Origin of the sequence: Paenibacillus sp. RC67 (assembly GCF_030020805.1) — a bacterium.
Taxonomy (GTDB): domain Bacteria; phylum Bacillota; class Bacilli; order Paenibacillales; family NBRC-103111; genus Paenibacillus_S.
This window is the reverse complement of sequence record NZ_CP125098.1, coordinates 1,011,780-1,027,244: the sequence shown is the minus strand read 5'-3', so window position 1 is coordinate 1,027,244 and position 15,465 is coordinate 1,011,780. Positions and strand designations below refer to the sequence as shown.

Here is a 15,465-nt window from a genome sequence, read left to right as displayed (position 1 = left end):
TCTATGTTACTACTCAATCATTCCTTCGTTCGGACTGCTTGCCGACGCATATCTCTTCTTAGGAATACGCCCTGCCATAAATCCTTTGCGGCCAGCCATTACAGCAAGCTTAAACGCTTCAGCCATGAGTACAGGATCTTGCGCTCCTGCAACAGCTGTGTTCAACAATACTCCATCAGCGCCAAGCTCCATAGCTAAAGCAGCATCAGCAGGTCCGCCGATTCCCGCATCGACAATAACCGGAACTTTAGCTTCTTCGATAATAAAACGCAATTGGTTCGGGTTTGCAATTCCTTGTCCGGAACCGATAGGAGAAGCCCCAGGCATAACTGCAGCGGCCCCTGCTTCTTGCAGCTTACGAGCCAAGATAGGATCGTCCGATGTGTATGGCAGTACAATAAAGCCAAGGTCCACCAAAATTTTTGTCGCTTCCAATGTTCCTATAGGATCTGGTAGCAATGTTTTCGGATCGCCGATGACTTCAACTTTTATCATATCGCATAAGCCGGATGCTTTAGCAAGTTTAGCAATACGAACTGCCTCTTCTACCGTATACGCGCCCGCAGTGTTAGGAAGCAATGTGAATTTTTTCAGATCAAGTGTTTCGAGAAAATTAGGCGTTTCCGGGTTATCGATAGGCAGACGACGAATAGCGAAAGTTAACACATCCGCTTCAGAAGCTTGAACTGCTTGATTCTGGATATCCAATGAAGAAAATTTGCCTGTCCCTAGCAGCAACCGGGATTTAAATTCATACGGACCGATTTTTAATACGTCGTTCATGTGTAACGCCCTCCATTTATAATAATTTATAAGTATAAGTAGCCATGATCCTTTAGCCCCCGCCTACAAAGTGAACAATCTCAAGAGAGTCGCCCTCATTCAGGACTGTGGCGGCATATTCGCTGCGATCGATAATTTCTCGATTCAACTCGATCACAAGTATTTTTTGCTCCAATTTAAAAGCAGCAAGCAAATCGGCAACGCTGTTCACATCGCTTACTTCTCTCATCTCTCCATTAATAGTTAGTTTCACGGTTATAACACCCCGCTTTCCAAATAAAATCACAGAACAAATCTCCCAAAAGTAAAGTGAACCTCTGAAGCAAATTCCTATGACTTTTGGTGGAGCCCAGGTTTTACACAATAAAAAAAGCCAACCCCGCGCAGAGGTTGACTTTGTAATCATGCCGAAAACCGGCATCATTACGTCCGTCCACTTCCCTACGCTGGTATCATCCAGAAGCATGTTAGAAGAAACATGCCAAATCAGGTTCCAAGGGTCAAGAAATAGCTTTCTTATCTCAGCCTCACAATAAAAGGCTCCCCTAGTGGCTATTCAATTTAAATATTAGTATAGCAGAAATGATCGATTTTGTCGCTTAAATGCTCAGTTCGTCGTATAACGAATTTCCAGCAATGATAAACTATCATCCAACGTATAGATGATTTCCTTGGCAAGCGATTTCTTCACGAGCTTATTAAGGATGAGAGGCAGCTCAAACCGAACGTCCGATAGTTTCTCACTTTGTTGAAGCTCAGGTAAGCTCCAAGCTTCCTCACGGCTCGATAATACAGAGATTAGTAGTCTACAGCACCTTTCCATCTTGGACATGACGGAAAATTCACTAGCCAGAAGAACTAACTGAACTCTTTGCTTTAAAGTTTCATTGCTTAGAGTAAGCTCTTCATATAGCTTATATACGCCAGGATTGATGGTTTTAACTTGTCGCCATACGGTAATTTCGGGGTGGCTCCCTGCTTCAATAATAACAATCCTCGCCCAATGATGAAGTGCCTCTAGAATGTTATTGTAGGCATCCAGCAGGTGGTCTTCCAGAATATATTCTTTACTCTCCATGTATTTACGCAAAAACTTGGAGAACTCTATTAGTAGCTTGTGTTCTCTCATTTCCGACGGAAATTCCAGCATTCGATGCCGCAAACCTTCTAAATACATATCCCGATCCAGAAGAATCTCTCCTTTTAAGATCCAGTAAATGAGGTTGCGGTGTTCACCGTGTAAAATAAATTGATGAATTGCAGAAGGAGTAAACCATCTTTCTTGTATACGGCAGTTGTCTTTTATATAATGATACTGTTGATCGGTTTGCAGGCCTTCTTTTACAATGACTAGCAACAGGAGATCGAATCCGTCCGTGATCGCTGAAAACATCGACGGATTATCGACCGCCAATATACTCATGACTGCTTCATCTTCCCGGAGCCTGGCAATCCTTTGTTCCTTTAAGGCGTTCATCGCCGCAGCCTCCTACATAACATTCCATGATACATCTTATTTCTACACAAGTAGGCGGTTTCCTGCAAATTTCAGTGACAAATTTCACAATATATCTAATGAAAGAAGTGACACCAGTGAGATTGAAATCCAGTAAAGTAAATGAATTCCGTTTATGGGGGCTACTGCTTACTATGGGCGGGATGCTGCTCATGATCGTGGGACTAGCAGGTATTGTTTTTAATTGGGGTGTGGCCGGCAAAATTATCGCAGGCATTTGTATGGTTATCGGTGCTATCTCCATGCTCGCAAGTATGGGCGTTTATTTCTGGGCCGGTATGATGTCGACCAGCACGACGGTAGTAGAATGTCCCGAGTGCGGGAAGCCTACGAAAATTCTTGGAAAAACCGACCGCTGTATGTTTTGCAAAACGATTTTGTCTCTGGACCCTCAGCATGATCCTAATGCCAAGGCCAATCTATAATGTCACGCAAAAATAAAACTGGCTCTCTCCATCCCTTTGAGGGGGATAGAAAGAAGCCAGTTTTTTGTTGGAAATTCTTCTCGTTATTTAGCAAGCTCCGTACGAATTAGATCCCATATGTCCGGGTTCTCGTACCCTCTTCGCCAAGTAGCCACACCAGCAAGATTATATTTATTAACGATATCCATTCGTGCCTTCATGGAAACCTCGTCCTCTAACCAAATGCGGATCAACTTTCCCCCGTCTTTGTACTCGACGTAGTTTTGACCAGCTTCCGGCAGGAAAACAGGAGTGAGGTTTTTATCTTTAATCGTTTTTTGCGGATTATCCATATAAACGGACCTCGAGCTGACTTTCGTTTTGCCATCTACTACTTCTTCTGTCCAAATACGTGTATAGAAAGGAATGCCTAGAACGAGCTTTGAAGCAGGTATTTCGTCCTCTTTCATCAGCTTCACTACGTTCTTCTCCACCCAAGGAATAGAGGCAACGGAGCCTGAAGTAGGACTGCTTGCCCAAAATTCGTCGTATGCCATAATCATCATGTAATCGAGCGAATCAATCAGCGATTTTCTATCGTAGAAGGCAGACCACATCTCACTTGAAGATTTCGGTGTCACATCCATGGATACGATAAGTCCCTGTTCATGCATGAGAGGCACCATTTCGCGGACGAATTGGACCAGATTCTCTTTATCCTTTGTGTTGACGTTCTCAAAATCGATATTAATGCCCTGCAAGGAATACAACTGGGCAAAGCTAAGCAGCTGCTTGATCATTTTCATTCTTTTATCGTAGGTGGATAAAGCTTCTGTCGTCCGCTTCGGCTCGAATCCATTGCTGAACAGCGCCCAGATTTGATAGTTCTGACTATGTGCCCATTTGATATAAGCGGGGTCCGCAATATTTTTCAAGTTCCCCTGACCATCGTCAATATGAAACCACGTAGGACTGACCACATTCAAACCGGGCATAGGCGAAAATTTGGACGTATCCGGGCTTTTCGGGGTCGTGACCTGCTCCCAGGTCATATTGACCTTCCCACCCGCCAATTTAGGCGCTACAAAGCTCGAAGGCAGCTCCTGCTTCGGAACCTTCTCCACATGGTCGGATACCAGATGATCCTTTTTGATATAGCCCATGTACCCGTTCGTCAGCTGCACATGGTACCATTCTTCCTCCTCATCCCAGATCATGACGGCCTCACCCTGCTTCAAGTCAGCGAGGATCGGTGATTTGATGGACATTTCCTTGCGCATTGGAATCGTCTTATCCGGTTTGTTCGGGTAGGACACAGTTTTGCCCCAGCGAATCTCGTCTCCTTCTTTCACCAGAATGACGGCACCCGTCTCCTGAGACTCTCTCAATTCAATTCGGTAAAGCTGTTTCAACGGTTCCATCGGAAGGTACAATGCTCCATTGACCTTTTCCAAAGGAAACTTCAAGTTGAAAGGTTTCTCATTGATGGTACCCGTCAGTTGGCTTGTCCGTAAACGAACCACTTTGTCCTGCGTCGTAATGATCGTGGAATCGCTCGAATCCTCGTATAGCATAGTCGGATCTATTAATTGCTTAGCTATAGAGAAAGGCAGCTTCAAGCTTTCTTCTTTCCCTGCAGCTGGCTCCTCCGACAAAACTCCTTTATAAAAGATCGGCTTAGTTATTCCATCAAAGGAAGGGTCCTCGTGCCTGCTGGTCGGTACGAATTTATCCCAATATACAACCGCAGCGGCTCCCAGGAAAACGGCGAACAAAAGCGTCCATATGGGCCATTTTTTCGACCTTTTTCTTGCCGATCTGTGATTCGTCATGTTATCCGGTTCCATTGCTTCACTCCCATGGTGACTCTATTAATCTCGAATCTAGTATTAGTTTAACAAAAAAGACGTACTAAAAGCCACTTGTTTGCCAAGCAGGCTTTGAGCACGTCCATTATACCCTAATTTAGTAGATTGTTCCAATTTGCAAGCAACTGTATCAGTGATGTTCGACCGCGGCACACTCCGAGCATATTCCGTAAACTTCGACACGGTGGCTTTTCACCACAAACCCTGTCTCTATCCCGGCCGTCTTCTCCAAGTCATCCAAAGGCTTGTATGCGAAGTCAACCAATTTGCCGCATTGCTCGCATAGTGCATGATAATGGTCCGACATATCCGCATCAAACCGGCTTGAATGGTCGCCATAGGTCATTTCACGGACAAGTCCCACCTCGATAAACACCTTCAAATTGTTGTACACCGTAGCAACGCTCATACTGGGGAACCGCGGAGCTAAAGCCTTGTAAATCTCATCGGCCGTAGGATGCGTCATCGTATTTAACAAATAGGCCAGAATAGCATGTCTTTGCGGGGTCATGCGTACGCCTGTCGACTTCAATTTATGCAACGCTTGCTCCAATCGAGAATCCATGCTGTCTCACCGCCTAATCCGATAAAAGGTATCGATTTATTTTACGCGGCATCGTTTACATTTGTCAATGAAGTTACCGGATAGTTGGAAAAATGAGCGTATTATTCGGCTTTTTGAATGTCGATATTTCCGTTCGTATCCAAATGAATTTTGTTTTTGCCGGTTCCTACAACACCTTCGATGGATTTCTTGTTAACCTTCATCGGAATCTCGGAATGGATGTTGTCTTTCTCGCCTTCTCCCTTGAGGGTATAGTCGCCAGTGGCTGGAATCGCAAGCTTAATGTTGCCGTGAGTGGTCTCTATATCCCAATCCCCATTGACGATGCGGCTGGTTACTTTTACCGAACCATTTGTCGTGCTCGCCTTTAGTCCACTCGGTACATCCGCGATCTGGATATTTCCGTTCGTCGTTTTGGCAGCTACAGAGCCGTTCACTTGGTTCAGATCGAGACTGCCATTTGTCGATGTCAGCTTGACATCACCTTGGTGATCTTTCACATCCAGCATACCGTTGGTTGTATCCAACTCCATACTTCCTTTGGTCTGGGAGGCCCCAATACGGGCATTGGTAGATCTCAATTCTATTTTCTCCGCCTGAATGGAGGAAACTTGAATGTCTCCGTTGGTAGTCCTAAGCTTTAACTCCCGCTTGAACGTTAACTGATCAGCCGCTATTTTGCCGTTGCTTGTTTCCATATCCACATCAAGCTTTACTTGCTGTGGTAAACTAATAACGAGATCCGTCCGCGCCTTACGATGCTGCCAAAAGCCACTGCCATACTCTGCGCCTTCGGAAATGATCGTCAACACATTTCCTTGAACGTTTTGGTCCAGTCGAGATTGTGAAGCAATACGGCTGGCTTCCTGTTCGTCATCTATAGCTACGTAAACGGTTGATTGAATCTGCAGTTGGTCCGAGCTCCCCTGCTTCATAATGACATTGCCTGAAGGATTCTTTACAATCACTTTATCGACCCCGTTACCTAACGAAATCTCTTTGGTTCCTTGCTCGAATTTGCGGCCATCTCCTTGAGTAAAAGATAGCATGGCGTCTTCCAAATTGAGATTCCCCGACCAGTTCTTAATAAAGGCTCCGGATTGAGTGCTTCCAATTACGACTGCGGAGAGGATGACAGCTATAATAACCCCGCTTATATCAAGCTTCAACTGCTTGTCGCTATCTCCATACTTTATATTGTATAAAATATATTCAACGCCAAGTGCTACAAACAATACGGGCCACCAATCGACGAGCAGTGAAGTCCACTGAGTACCCATATACTGATCGGCAATGACTGCCGCGCCGACTAAAACCAACAGTAGCGCAGCCGTGTAGCGACCTGCTTTTCGCATAGTATGTTTCTCCTTCATGTCTTTATTTTTTAGTGGATTCTTTCAAAAACAATACAACGCCTACAACTATAAGCACAATCGCGCCGATAGATGATCCCAGCAGTTCAAAAATGCGGTTTAACCATGCCGGTTTGCTGCTTACAAGGAATAAGAATACGCCTCCAATAATAAGCAAATAGCCTAGTGTGCTTCCCTTTGGGATTCTGGATATGGATGTCTTACGGGCTCCCGGCTCTCCCATTGGGTCCGAATAAAGCCCTCCCCACTCGGAATTCACTTTATCTGTCTGTTGCAGCGCATCGAAAATGTTATAGAAATAAATAACAGGGACAAATAATGAAAACAATACGATCAACGGGATGCTAGAGCTTGAGTTCGTAGCAAAAAACACGATGGCGAAAATATCTGCGATCAGCAGAAGCATCAGCATCATCCCCCGCTGCATCAATCCCAGGTACAACTGCCCTGTGCCGGGAATAAGAAAGGAGAGCAGGCAGGCTACAAATTTACTTTTACGTGGGACGGTCCGAAAAGGATCATAGGGAGGTTGATTGGGAGAGGTTTGATTCCATCTTTCCATGCGCTCCCTCAAGAATGCTTCTTCCTTCTCTTCTTCATTTATAATAGGCTGTTTACGCTGGTCCTCCATATAGGATTACCTCCATTCGTTCATATGAATTATTGGGATCTAAGTATTCCGAACCTATCAGCCGATTTCAAGAAAATAGTTGGTTGGAGATACGTTGCACAATCCATTCAACTACGGCAACTTTGCTGTACACATCGTCTCCCAACTGTTCCGCATTGATGGACATGATTTTGCCTAATATCCCAGAGGATATAAACACATAGGTTGCGGCAGTGGCCACCAATCCGTGAACCAATTCATTGTGCCATCTTGTCCTCCGCTTGGATGTGGATCTGCTGCGGGCTGATGCCGCTACTCGAAAAGAGTGTTCTTGAGACTCTTTCCCAATAGCCGCCATAACTTTGTCCTCTAACTCTAATGGCGCCTGAAGCAAAGGCATTTCATCCAGTAAGGATTCCATATCGAGATACGCACGAAGTCGTGTCCGGCAATCGGGGCATCCTTGAATATGTCGCCCGATTTTTTTCAATTCCAGCTCTGAGCAAGCATTATTTAGAAATCGTTGCAGATGACGATCGTCCGGATGCAGATGATGTTTGTTCATTATTGCGTACCTCCTGCCATTTTTGTTTGAGCAGCGCTTTTCCACGATACAGTCTTGTCTCTATCGTTTTTAAAGGAAGCTGTGTAGCTTCGGCTATTTCTTGATAGGACAGCTGTTTGTAATGATACAAGTACAGAATGAGTCTGTATTTGTCCGGGAGCTCTGACAGCAGCTTCAAGATCGTTTGCTGTTCTTCCTTTTGTAATGCGGCCGCTTCAGGCTCTTCCTGACGGTTGCCAAACCAGTTCTTCACTTTATCCAATATAGCCTCATAGGGCCTACGCCGCTGTGAGCGGCGGTAATCGGTAACCAAGTTGACCGATAATCGGTAAACCCATGTCGTAAATTTGGCATCCCCACGAAAATGCACCAATGACCGATACAGCTTAATAAAAATTTCCTGCGTCAAATCTTCGGCGGTTTCGCGATGCTCAACCAAGCGATACACGAGCGTATAAATGTAATTCTTGTGACGCTCGATCAAGAAGCGATAGGCTTCTTCATCGCCTTGACGGATCTGTTCGACCAACTGCTCATCCGTCAATTGCTCCATCGTTTCACCGCCTTCGTTAAGTTGTTATAAACTATTTGACGGCAGTCGCTGTCTGAACCCTTCAAAAAATAAATAAATATTTTTTATTCGATCGATATAGCATGTACTCCTTCAAGATGCTGCAATTGCTCCACTAACGAAGTAATCGGTTTGCCGCGTCCCAGTCGTACGGTAAGTGATACGATCATCGAGTTGAACTCCCCTTCATGCTCCTCTACAGTAAGCTTTTGAATGTCATGACCTTGTTCGCTTAATGATGTTGAAATGCGAGTGAGCAAACCCGGGCGTTCATCCGCCCGAATCCGCAGGAGACGCAGCTTTTTGCCGTGAAAATATCGCTTCTCCACCTCATTAAGGACCCAAAGACTTAACAGAGCTAAAAAGCATACCAAGGCGGAGGCATAATAAAAGCCTGCCCCAGTAGCCAGCCCTATCGCCGCCACGACCCACAACGAAGCTGCTGTCGTCAAACCTGTAATGGATTTGCCGGTGTACAATATCGTTCCGGCTCCTAAAAAGCCGATACCGCTAATGACTTGAGCAGCAAGCCGAGCCGGATCCAGACGCACGTTATCCAGCTTCGCAAATTCAGAGAAGCCATACATCGATAGCAGCATGATTAACGTAGAACCGAGACATACAAGAATATGTGTTCTTAATCCTGCAGCGTGACTGCTTCGTTCCCGTTCAAAACCGATCAAGCCGCCAAGCATCAAAGACAAAACCAGTCTCAAGGTTATATGAAACGAATCAATGTAAAAAGGATCTGACATAGCACGTTCTCCTTTTGTTGGACTGCGTCCATAAAGGAAGAGAACATTTTCATATGAGCATATTTTAACATGGTTCATCCTCATTCGACGAAAATGTTTTAGCCTAGAGTTGACTTCCCTTCCTATGACGCTAAACTTAGTATGTAGAGAATGAAACGTTTAAAGCTATTCCATGCAAAAAGACTGAACGGAGGAACTCCATTTGACTACACCTTATTCATCATTGACGGAAAGAAAACATGCCATTCGCAAGCTTGCTGCGTTCAAAGCACTTGAGCTGCCTTTTCAACCTAGCGGCTTCTGGTTCCATAGCGATGTGCGTGATAATTTTTATTATGCGATTCATTTGTTCTCTTATTGCACTGACAAGGAAGCTTCTTCCGAAATGAGCGATACCCAGCGTGAAGCTGCCTTGGAATTAGCATCAGGCATGATTATCCGGGTATTAAGCTTACAGGTTCAAGACCCTGAAAACCCGATGTATGGCCATTGGCCTCTTAATTTGGGCAGCGATCCTGCGGCAGCCAAACCGAACCTGCTTCCAGTAGAACTGATGGGCTGTCTTATTATTTTATTTTATAATCAATTTCAAAATGCGCTGCCTCTTGGCCTTAAGAGTGAGCTGAACCTGTCGATTCTACATATTTACCAAAGCAGCGTTTACCGTCAACCGATTAAGCAAATTCATCACCACGAAGCTAAGCATACTTCGTTAAAGCTTCTGCTCGGTCATCAATTTGACGATCAAGAGCTTCTCCAGCAAGGGCTGAGATTTGCTAAACAGCAGCTTCAGCATGTAAAAACGTTCGGGTTCAAGGAATACGGTGCGCTTCCGTGGCATTGGCACTGGATCCAATCGTTCACCTGCGTATGGGAAGTGGTCGACGATGCGGCAGTTCGTGAAACCGTCAGTGAGATGTTGGACTACTTATGGCGCTTACGGGCGGATTATTATTTAAAGGGAGCTTGGGTAGGCGCTCAATCCCGTCAATGGCCTCATGACGGTCCAAAGGACAATAACACGCTGCTCGATTACATTCAGTTCGGAGACTTCCCAATGCCTTCCGTTATTACTCGTCTGGAGGGTGCAAGCCTATATACTTACCAAGTAGCCGACGATATCGTGAAACGCGCGGTAGAGCGTGATTCTGCTGAGGAGCTGAAGCGCAAAATTCAGTTTGCAGAGGTTGACGGTGAAGTGACGGAGGAAGCTCATCTCTATACTTTAATTACCCCTGATTACGCTGTGGGCGGTATTTGGGAACGTCGGGATGAATTCGATAACGAGCAGCAGCGCTGGGACGTTACACTCCCGTTGACAGATCCTGCCGCGGCTATCGGTGTCAACCAAGCGTTCTTCTTCCATCCGGGAAATAAATATAAAGAAGGCGACGACAGGCATCAAAGCCGATACGGTACAGTACTGCTTCATCAGGATTCCGTTGCTCAGCTGTGGGAAATCCCTTCTGAAGATAGCGAAGCATATCCATCTCTTATTGGTTGCCTGCCCAGGGGAGAATGGACGTTTGAAGAACGCAGTGGTTACGGACGTATCGGTAATATTTATGCAGCATTTCATCTTATGAATGATTTCATTGTGGAGGAACGAGCGGATCGGGTATCGATTACAAGTCCATTCGTAGAAGGCGCTAACGGAGTCGTGATGGAGGTTGTAGCTTCCAAAGAAGCAGACCAGCTGGGAATCGAAGATCTGGAGCAGTTTACAGCTCGAATGAAGCAGAACCAAGTCCGCTTTAGTGGTAAGACTGCCGAAACAGATGGATTCGGAGTCGTGTACACGACAAGAAAGCAGGAGGAGCTGAAACTCGGCACAGCGTCTGATAACGAAGCAACGATTAATGGACAGTCGATTCGTTGGGACGAGTATACGATCTAATGAATGATAAAAACGTGATGCGAGCATACTCGCATCACGTTTCTTCTTTTACATAAGGCATTCTTTTATAAAATACGGTAAGCGTAACATTCGGAGCAATCTCTAGCACTTGACCTGCTTCGTACCCATGTTTAGTGTATAAAAGTACAGCCGGGTCGTTCTTGGTACCGGTCGATACTTTGATCATCATCCCAGGCATGGCAAATTGTTCAGTATAGTGAAGCAATTGTGTAGCAATCCCGCGGCGAAAAAAAGACGGGTGAACCATTAGACGGCATATGATCAGTTCTTTGGAGCTTTGCTTCACCGCTACGGCACCTGCGAGCTGCTGCTGTTCATCATAGTAGCCAAAAAACTGCTCTCCGGATTCCCGAATCGTTTTGGGAGAATCGAACAATGGAGGGATCTCGTCGAAACCAATTCGTTCTGCTTCCACCCGGTAAGACAACTGCTGCAGCATCAGAAGCTCCAATACTTGCTGGTTATCCTCTATATCAATTGGTTGAATCATACAGCCTCTTCACCTCGCTGGCAGCACTGCTTTTATTGTATTAGCAGAAGTATACACCAGAAACTCATTCATTCCAATCGTTCCCATTTGCAAACGTATAAAATCTTTGAAATGAAAAAAACAGTCTCCATCTCTTAAGAAACGGAAACTGTTCTCTTTTAGTGATTATTGATTCAAGCACTCCACAATAAGCTTGTTAACAAGCCCAGGATTTGCTTTTCCTTTGGTTTCTTTCATGACCTGTCCAACCAGGAAGCCGACAGCTTTATCTTTACCTGCTTTGAAATCAGCAACGGATTGCGGGTTGTTGGCAACAACCTGCTCAACCACCGATTTGATAGCTCCCTCATCGCTAATTTGAACAAGGCCTTGCTCTTCAACGATGGTTTGCGGAGCTTTGCCTGTTTCGATCATCGCTTTGAAGACCGTTTTCGCGATTTTGCTGCTGATCGTTCCTTTTTCAATCAAACCGATCATCTCACCCAAGCCTTGGCCTGTAACCTTCACATCCTGAAGCTCAAGATTGTTGGCGTTCAGGTAGCCCAGCAAGTCGCCCATGATCCAATTGGATACGGCCTTTGCATCCTTGGTATATTTCAAGCTTTCTTCGAAGAAGTCAGCCACCTTGATCGAAGACGTGATAACCTCTGCATCGTAGCTTGGCAAGCTGTACTCGTTGACATACCTTGTCTTACGAGCATCAGGAAGCTCAGGAATGCTGGCGAGAACACGCGCTTTCCACTCATCGTCGATATATAAGCGAACCAGATCCGGATCCGGGAAGTAACGGTAGTCGTGAGCTTCTTCCTTGCTGCGCATTGTCAGCGTCTTGCCTTGGGATTCATCCCAGCGGCGCGTCTCCTGCACAACCTCGCTGCCGCTGTCCAATACATCGGCTTGACGCCACTCTTCGTACTCGAGACCTTTTTGAACGCCGCGGAACGAGTTCATGTTCTTCAGCTCTGCACGGGTTCCAAACTTCTCTTGTCCATACGGACGAATACTAATGTTCGCATCGCAGCGAAGCGAGCCTTCCTCCATTTTCACGTCAGACACATCGCAGTATTGCATGATGGCCTTCAGCTTCTCCAAGTAAGCGCGAGCTTCTTCAGGTGAACGAAGATCCGGCTCGGACACGATTTCAATAAGCGGTGTACCTACACGGTTGTAGTCCGCTAATGAAGCGTATCCCCCATCCACGTGAGTCAGCTTTCCGGCATCTTCTTCAAGATGAACGCGAGTAACGCCGATTCGCTTCGTTTCGCCATTCACTTCGATTTCGATCCAACCGTGCTCGCCTATCGGTTTGTCATACTGTGAGATTTGGTACGCCTTAGGCGAATCCGGGTAAAAATAGTTTTTGCGATCGAACTTGCTGTCCGTAGCAACTTGGCAGTTTAGCGCCATAGCCGCTTTCATCGCGTATTCCACCGCTTGCTTATTCAGCACAGGCAGTACGCCGGGATAGCCCAGGCAGACCGGGCATGTATGAGTATTCGGCGGAGCTCCGAATTCCGTGGAGCATCCGCAAAAAATTTTGGACTTCGTGTGCAGTTCAACGTGAACTTCCAGTCCGATGACCGTTTCGTATTTCGTTTCGGTTGCTGACATGCTGGCTTGCTCCTTTCATCTATTCTGTTACAGCTGAGGACGCTGCTTGTGGTGATCGGTATTTTGCTCGTAGGCGTGAGCCACACGCAAAATGGTCGATTCGTCCAGCGCTTTCCCGATGATTTGCAAGCCAACCGGCATGCCGTCAGCCAATCCGCAAGGAACGCTGATCGCAGGGATTCCCGCCAGATTCACCGGAATCGTCATTATATCGTTCAAATACATCGTCATCGGATCATTGACTTGAGAACCTACTTTGAAAGCTGTCGTAGGAGCTGTAGGTCCGATAACAACGTCATATTTTTCGAATACTTGGTCGAAATCTTGCTTGATCAACGTACGCACTTTTTGTGCTTTCAAGTAGTACGCATCGTAATAACCGGAGCTTAGAGCGTAGGTTCCAAGCATAATCCGGCGCTTCACTTCCAAACCGAAGCCCTCGCTGCGTGATTTGAGGTACAGATCCAGCAGGTTTTTCGGATTGTCTGCACGGACACCGTAACGAACGCCGTCAAAACGGGCAAGGTTCGAAGAGGCTTCAGAGGAAGCCAGCAGGTAATAAGCAGCCACAGCATACTCGGTATGAGGCAGTGACACTTCTTCCACAATAGCTCCAAGACCTTCCAAAACTTTCAAAGCATTAACGATCGCTTCACGAACTTTCGGTTCGATACCTTCGCCCATATATTCCTTAGGCACGGCAATCCGCAAGCCTTTCACGTCACCCGTCAGTGCGCTCAAATAATCTGGAATATCTACGTTCGCAGAGGTGGAGTCCTGTGAGTCATGACCTGCAATAGCTTGCAGCAAGTAGGCGCTGTCTTCAACATTTTTGCTCAGTGGACCGATTTGATCCAAGGAAGAAGCAAAGGCTACCAAGCCGAAGCGAGAAACTAAACCGTAGGTAGGCTTCAAGCCGACAATACCGCAGTATGCGGCTGGCTGACGGATTGAACCGCCTGTGTCGGAGCCGAGAGAGAAGTAAACCTCGCCTGCAGCAACAGCTGCGGCGGAGCCACCGCTGGAACCTCCCGGAACATGCTCTAGATTCCATGGGTTAAACGTGCCGTGGAAGCTGGAGTTCTCATTGGAACCTCCCATGGCGAATTCATCCATGTTCAGCTTGCCGATAGAAACGGCTTGAGCCTCTTTCAGCTTACGGACGACCGTAGCGTCATAAACCGGATGGAAATTGCGCAAAAATTGACTGGCACAAGTCGTTGTAACGCCGTCCGTCACAATGTTGTCCTTAATTCCAATTGGTAAGCCAAACAGCAAACCTCTGGACTTGTCTGTACCAAGCTGCTCGTCCAAAGACTTGGCGGCCGCGCGGGCATTCTCTTCATCCAGCGTCAAAAACGCCTTCACTTTATCCTCTACTTGCCCGATTCGGTTGTAGGATTCGTTCACCAAGTCGGAGACAGATAGTTCTTTGGCATGAAGCCTGTTATGTATGTCTTGTAATTTCAGATCAAATAAAGACAAAACTGCATCCTCCCTTCAATATGGTTACAGCTATTCCAATACAGCTGGCACCTTGATTTGACCGTCTTCTTCATCCGGCGCATTCAACAGCACTTTTTCAATCGGCAGAGAAGGTCTCGATACATCCTCGCGCATCACATTGGAAAGCGGCATGGGATGACTGGTCGGCTCAACATGTTCCGTATCCAGCTCATTTAATTTCTCTGCATATTTTAAGATGGCGTTCATCTGCTCGGTTAATTGTTCTTTTTCCTGATCCCCTAGTTCAAGTCGCGCCAATTTGGCAACATGCTCTACATCCTTTATCGAAATGCTCATCGACTGCCCCCCGCTTCTTAGTGTTGCTTACCGTTAATTTTCGACAAAATAGACGAAAACCCATCCTTATATTATAAACCAGATGAATATTGAACTCAATTACCTAATTAAAACCCTCCATTGAAGTAACAACACAAAAAAACAGCCCGCTAGCGGACCTCAGGATCCGGTTGGGACTGCTTACCATAAGCTTGATATCATATAGGCCATACGCTACCTTTATTAGATCCAAGCCTTTAGATTAATTTGTTTAATGAAATCTTCTTGCGTTTGAACATCCTTCACCGCTTCAGCAGGCTCTTCCGGTTCTTCATCCCCGTTCATAATACGGCGGAACAATTCTTCATTCTTTGTAGCCAGAGCAAAATCAATTAAAGATTCTCGCTCCAGTCGGTCTACTTCCTGCTGTATCAATACTTCCTCAAGCTCGATATCATCAGCAGATACGAAGAAATGCTTATTTATTTTGGGGACGCGCACCACATAATCAAACACATTATCCGCATTGCGGTCATAAGCGATAATGTATCCGTAATCTCCAACGGGCAAATTTTGCTCAAACTTGTCTGCGACGATATATACCTTCTGTCCCAAACGCAGCATATGCCATTCCTCCCAAGACTAACGTGCCTA

17 protein-coding genes and 1 riboswitch are annotated in these 15,465 nt (G+C 46.0%); of the genes, 2 read left to right on the top strand and 15 right to left on the bottom strand.

Going from position 1 to position 15,465, the window contains the following annotated elements; all coding sequences use genetic code 11:
- Positions 1 to 9: 9 nt before the first annotated feature.
- The 3 genes from QMA13_RS04705 to QMA13_RS04695 all read right to left on the bottom strand — a co-directional run bounded on the left by QMA13_RS04705 (position 10) and on the right by QMA13_RS04695 (position 2,260).
- Positions 10 to 783, bottom strand: coding sequence for a thiazole synthase (locus QMA13_RS04705; protein ID WP_282939848.1), 774 nt, complete (start codon positions 781 to 783; stop codon positions 10 to 12).
- Between the two features lie 52 nt (positions 784 to 835).
- Positions 836 to 1,036 (bottom strand): sulfur carrier protein ThiS, encoded by a 201-nt coding sequence (gene thiS / locus QMA13_RS04700; protein ID WP_282943259.1) that lies wholly within the window; start codon positions 1,034 to 1,036, stop codon positions 836 to 838.
- Positions 1,037 to 1,204: 168 nt separating this feature from the next.
- Positions 1,205 to 1,340: riboswitch (TPP riboswitch) on the bottom strand.
- A 50-nt stretch (positions 1,341 to 1,390) separates the two neighbouring features.
- On the bottom strand, positions 1,391 to 2,260 hold the full coding sequence (locus tag QMA13_RS04695) for a nucleotidyltransferase-like protein (RefSeq protein ID WP_282939847.1): 870 nt from the start codon (positions 2,258 to 2,260) through the stop codon (positions 1,391 to 1,393).
- A 116-nt stretch (positions 2,261 to 2,376) separates the two neighbouring features.
- Between QMA13_RS04695 and QMA13_RS04690 the strand changes: the two genes are divergently transcribed.
- A complete protein-coding gene (locus tag QMA13_RS04690; RefSeq protein WP_282939845.1) occupies positions 2,377 to 2,724 on the top strand; it encodes a DUF2614 family zinc ribbon-containing protein in 348 nt (115 codons plus the stop codon).
- A gap of 83 nt (positions 2,725 to 2,807) precedes the next feature.
- Here QMA13_RS04690 and QMA13_RS04685 read toward each other — a convergent pair whose 3' ends face one another.
- The 7 genes from QMA13_RS04685 to QMA13_RS04655 form a co-directional block, all read right to left on the bottom strand.
- Complete coding sequence (locus QMA13_RS04685) at positions 2,808 to 4,550, bottom strand: glycosyl hydrolase family 18 protein (protein WP_282939844.1); 1,743 nt, start codon at positions 4,548 to 4,550, stop codon at positions 2,808 to 2,810.
- 151 nt (positions 4,551 to 4,701) lie between these two features.
- On the bottom strand, positions 4,702 to 5,136 hold the full coding sequence (perR, locus tag QMA13_RS04680) for a peroxide-responsive transcriptional repressor PerR (protein WP_282939843.1): 435 nt from the start codon (positions 5,134 to 5,136) through the stop codon (positions 4,702 to 4,704).
- A 101-nt stretch (positions 5,137 to 5,237) separates the two neighbouring features.
- The gene (locus tag QMA13_RS04675) at positions 5,238 to 6,491 is read right to left on the bottom strand and encodes a DUF4097 family beta strand repeat-containing protein (RefSeq protein ID WP_282939842.1); all 1,254 of its coding nucleotides are present in this window, start codon (positions 6,489 to 6,491) and stop codon (positions 5,238 to 5,240) included.
- Positions 6,492 to 6,513: 22 nt separating this feature from the next.
- Positions 6,514 to 7,140, bottom strand: a complete 627-nt coding sequence (locus QMA13_RS04670; RefSeq protein ID WP_282939841.1) for a hypothetical protein — start codon at positions 7,138 to 7,140, stop codon at positions 6,514 to 6,516.
- Between the two features lie 67 nt (positions 7,141 to 7,207).
- The gene (locus QMA13_RS04665; protein WP_282939840.1) at positions 7,208 to 7,684 is read right to left on the bottom strand and encodes an anti-sigma factor family protein; all 477 of its coding nucleotides are present in this window, start codon (positions 7,682 to 7,684) and stop codon (positions 7,208 to 7,210) included.
- Positions 7,629 to 8,237 (bottom strand): RNA polymerase sigma factor, encoded by a 609-nt coding sequence (locus QMA13_RS04660; RefSeq protein WP_282939839.1) that lies wholly within the window; start codon positions 8,235 to 8,237, stop codon positions 7,629 to 7,631. Before QMA13_RS04660 ends, QMA13_RS04665 begins: the two co-directional genes overlap by 56 nt.
- 83 nt (positions 8,238 to 8,320) lie before the next feature.
- Positions 8,321 to 9,010, bottom strand: a complete 690-nt coding sequence (locus tag QMA13_RS04655) for an MgtC/SapB family protein (protein WP_282939837.1) — start codon at positions 9,008 to 9,010, stop codon at positions 8,321 to 8,323.
- A gap of 202 nt (positions 9,011 to 9,212) precedes the next feature.
- On the opposite strand from QMA13_RS04655, the gene QMA13_RS04650 reads away from it, so the two are divergent.
- Positions 9,213 to 10,907, top strand: coding sequence for a hypothetical protein (locus QMA13_RS04650; protein WP_282939836.1), 1,695 nt, complete (start codon positions 9,213 to 9,215; stop codon positions 10,905 to 10,907).
- A 34-nt stretch (positions 10,908 to 10,941) separates the two neighbouring features.
- On the opposite strand, the gene QMA13_RS04645 is transcribed toward QMA13_RS04650, so the two are convergent.
- The 5 genes from QMA13_RS04645 to QMA13_RS04625 all read right to left on the bottom strand — a co-directional run bounded on the left by QMA13_RS04645 (position 10,942) and on the right by QMA13_RS04625 (position 15,435).
- Positions 10,942 to 11,418: a GNAT family N-acetyltransferase gene (locus QMA13_RS04645; protein WP_282939835.1), complete on the bottom strand. Its 477-nt coding sequence runs from the start codon at positions 11,416 to 11,418 to the stop codon at positions 10,942 to 10,944.
- A 165-nt stretch (positions 11,419 to 11,583) separates the two neighbouring features.
- Positions 11,584 to 13,029, bottom strand: coding sequence for an Asp-tRNA(Asn)/Glu-tRNA(Gln) amidotransferase subunit GatB (gene gatB, locus QMA13_RS04640; protein WP_282939834.1), 1,446 nt, complete (start codon positions 13,027 to 13,029; stop codon positions 11,584 to 11,586).
- Positions 13,030 to 13,056: 27 nt separating this feature from the next.
- Positions 13,057 to 14,514, bottom strand: coding sequence for an Asp-tRNA(Asn)/Glu-tRNA(Gln) amidotransferase subunit GatA (gene gatA / locus QMA13_RS04635; protein WP_282939832.1), 1,458 nt, complete (start codon positions 14,512 to 14,514; stop codon positions 13,057 to 13,059).
- Positions 14,515 to 14,544: 30 nt separating this feature from the next.
- Positions 14,545 to 14,832 carry an Asp-tRNA(Asn)/Glu-tRNA(Gln) amidotransferase subunit GatC gene (gene gatC / locus QMA13_RS04630; protein ID WP_282939831.1) on the bottom strand — a complete coding sequence of 96 codons (288 nt, stop codon included), beginning with the start codon at positions 14,830 to 14,832 and terminating at the stop codon, positions 14,545 to 14,547.
- Between the two features lie 222 nt (positions 14,833 to 15,054).
- Positions 15,055 to 15,435 carry an ATPase gene (locus tag QMA13_RS04625; protein WP_282939830.1) on the bottom strand — a complete coding sequence of 127 codons (381 nt, stop codon included), beginning with the start codon at positions 15,433 to 15,435 and terminating at the stop codon, positions 15,055 to 15,057.
- Positions 15,436 to 15,465: the final 30 nt, after the last annotated feature.

What these genes read in the sequence shown, in the direction of transcription:
- QMA13_RS04670 (WP_282939841.1), bottom strand. Translation starts at nt 7,140, where the DNA reads ATGGAGGACCAGCGTAAACAGCCTATTATAAATGAAGAAGAGAAGGAA.
- QMA13_RS04705 (WP_282939848.1), bottom strand. Translation starts at nt 783, where the DNA reads ATGAACGACGTATTAAAAATCGGTCCGTATGAATTTAAATCCCGGTTG.
- QMA13_RS04645 (WP_282939835.1), bottom strand. Translation starts at nt 11,418, where the DNA reads ATGATTCAACCAATTGATATAGAGGATAACCAGCAAGTATTGGAGCTT.
- QMA13_RS04675 (WP_282939842.1), bottom strand. Translation starts at nt 6,491, where the DNA reads ATGCGAAAAGCAGGTCGCTACACGGCTGCGCTACTGTTGGTTTTAGTC.
- gatB (WP_282939834.1), bottom strand. Translation starts at nt 13,029, where the DNA reads ATGTCAGCAACCGAAACGAAATACGAAACGGTCATCGGACTGGAAGTT.
- QMA13_RS04660 (WP_282939839.1), bottom strand. Translation starts at nt 8,237, where the DNA reads ATGGAGCAATTGACGGATGAGCAGTTGGTCGAACAGATCCGTCAAGGC.
- QMA13_RS04685 (WP_282939844.1), bottom strand. Translation starts at nt 4,550, where the DNA reads ATGGAACCGGATAACATGACGAATCACAGATCGGCAAGAAAAAGGTCG.
- QMA13_RS04655 (WP_282939837.1), bottom strand. Translation starts at nt 9,010, where the DNA reads ATGTCAGATCCTTTTTACATTGATTCGTTTCATATAACCTTGAGACTG.
- QMA13_RS04665 (WP_282939840.1), bottom strand. Translation starts at nt 7,684, where the DNA reads ATGAACAAACATCATCTGCATCCGGACGATCGTCATCTGCAACGATTT.
- QMA13_RS04695 (WP_282939847.1), bottom strand. Translation starts at nt 2,260, where the DNA reads ATGAACGCCTTAAAGGAACAAAGGATTGCCAGGCTCCGGGAAGATGAA.
- perR (WP_282939843.1), bottom strand. Translation starts at nt 5,136, where the DNA reads ATGGATTCTCGATTGGAGCAAGCGTTGCATAAATTGAAGTCGACAGGC.
- gatC (WP_282939831.1), bottom strand. Translation starts at nt 14,832, where the DNA reads ATGAGCATTTCGATAAAGGATGTAGAGCATGTTGCCAAATTGGCGCGA.
- QMA13_RS04625 (WP_282939830.1), bottom strand. Translation starts at nt 15,435, where the DNA reads ATGCTGCGTTTGGGACAGAAGGTATATATCGTCGCAGACAAGTTTGAG.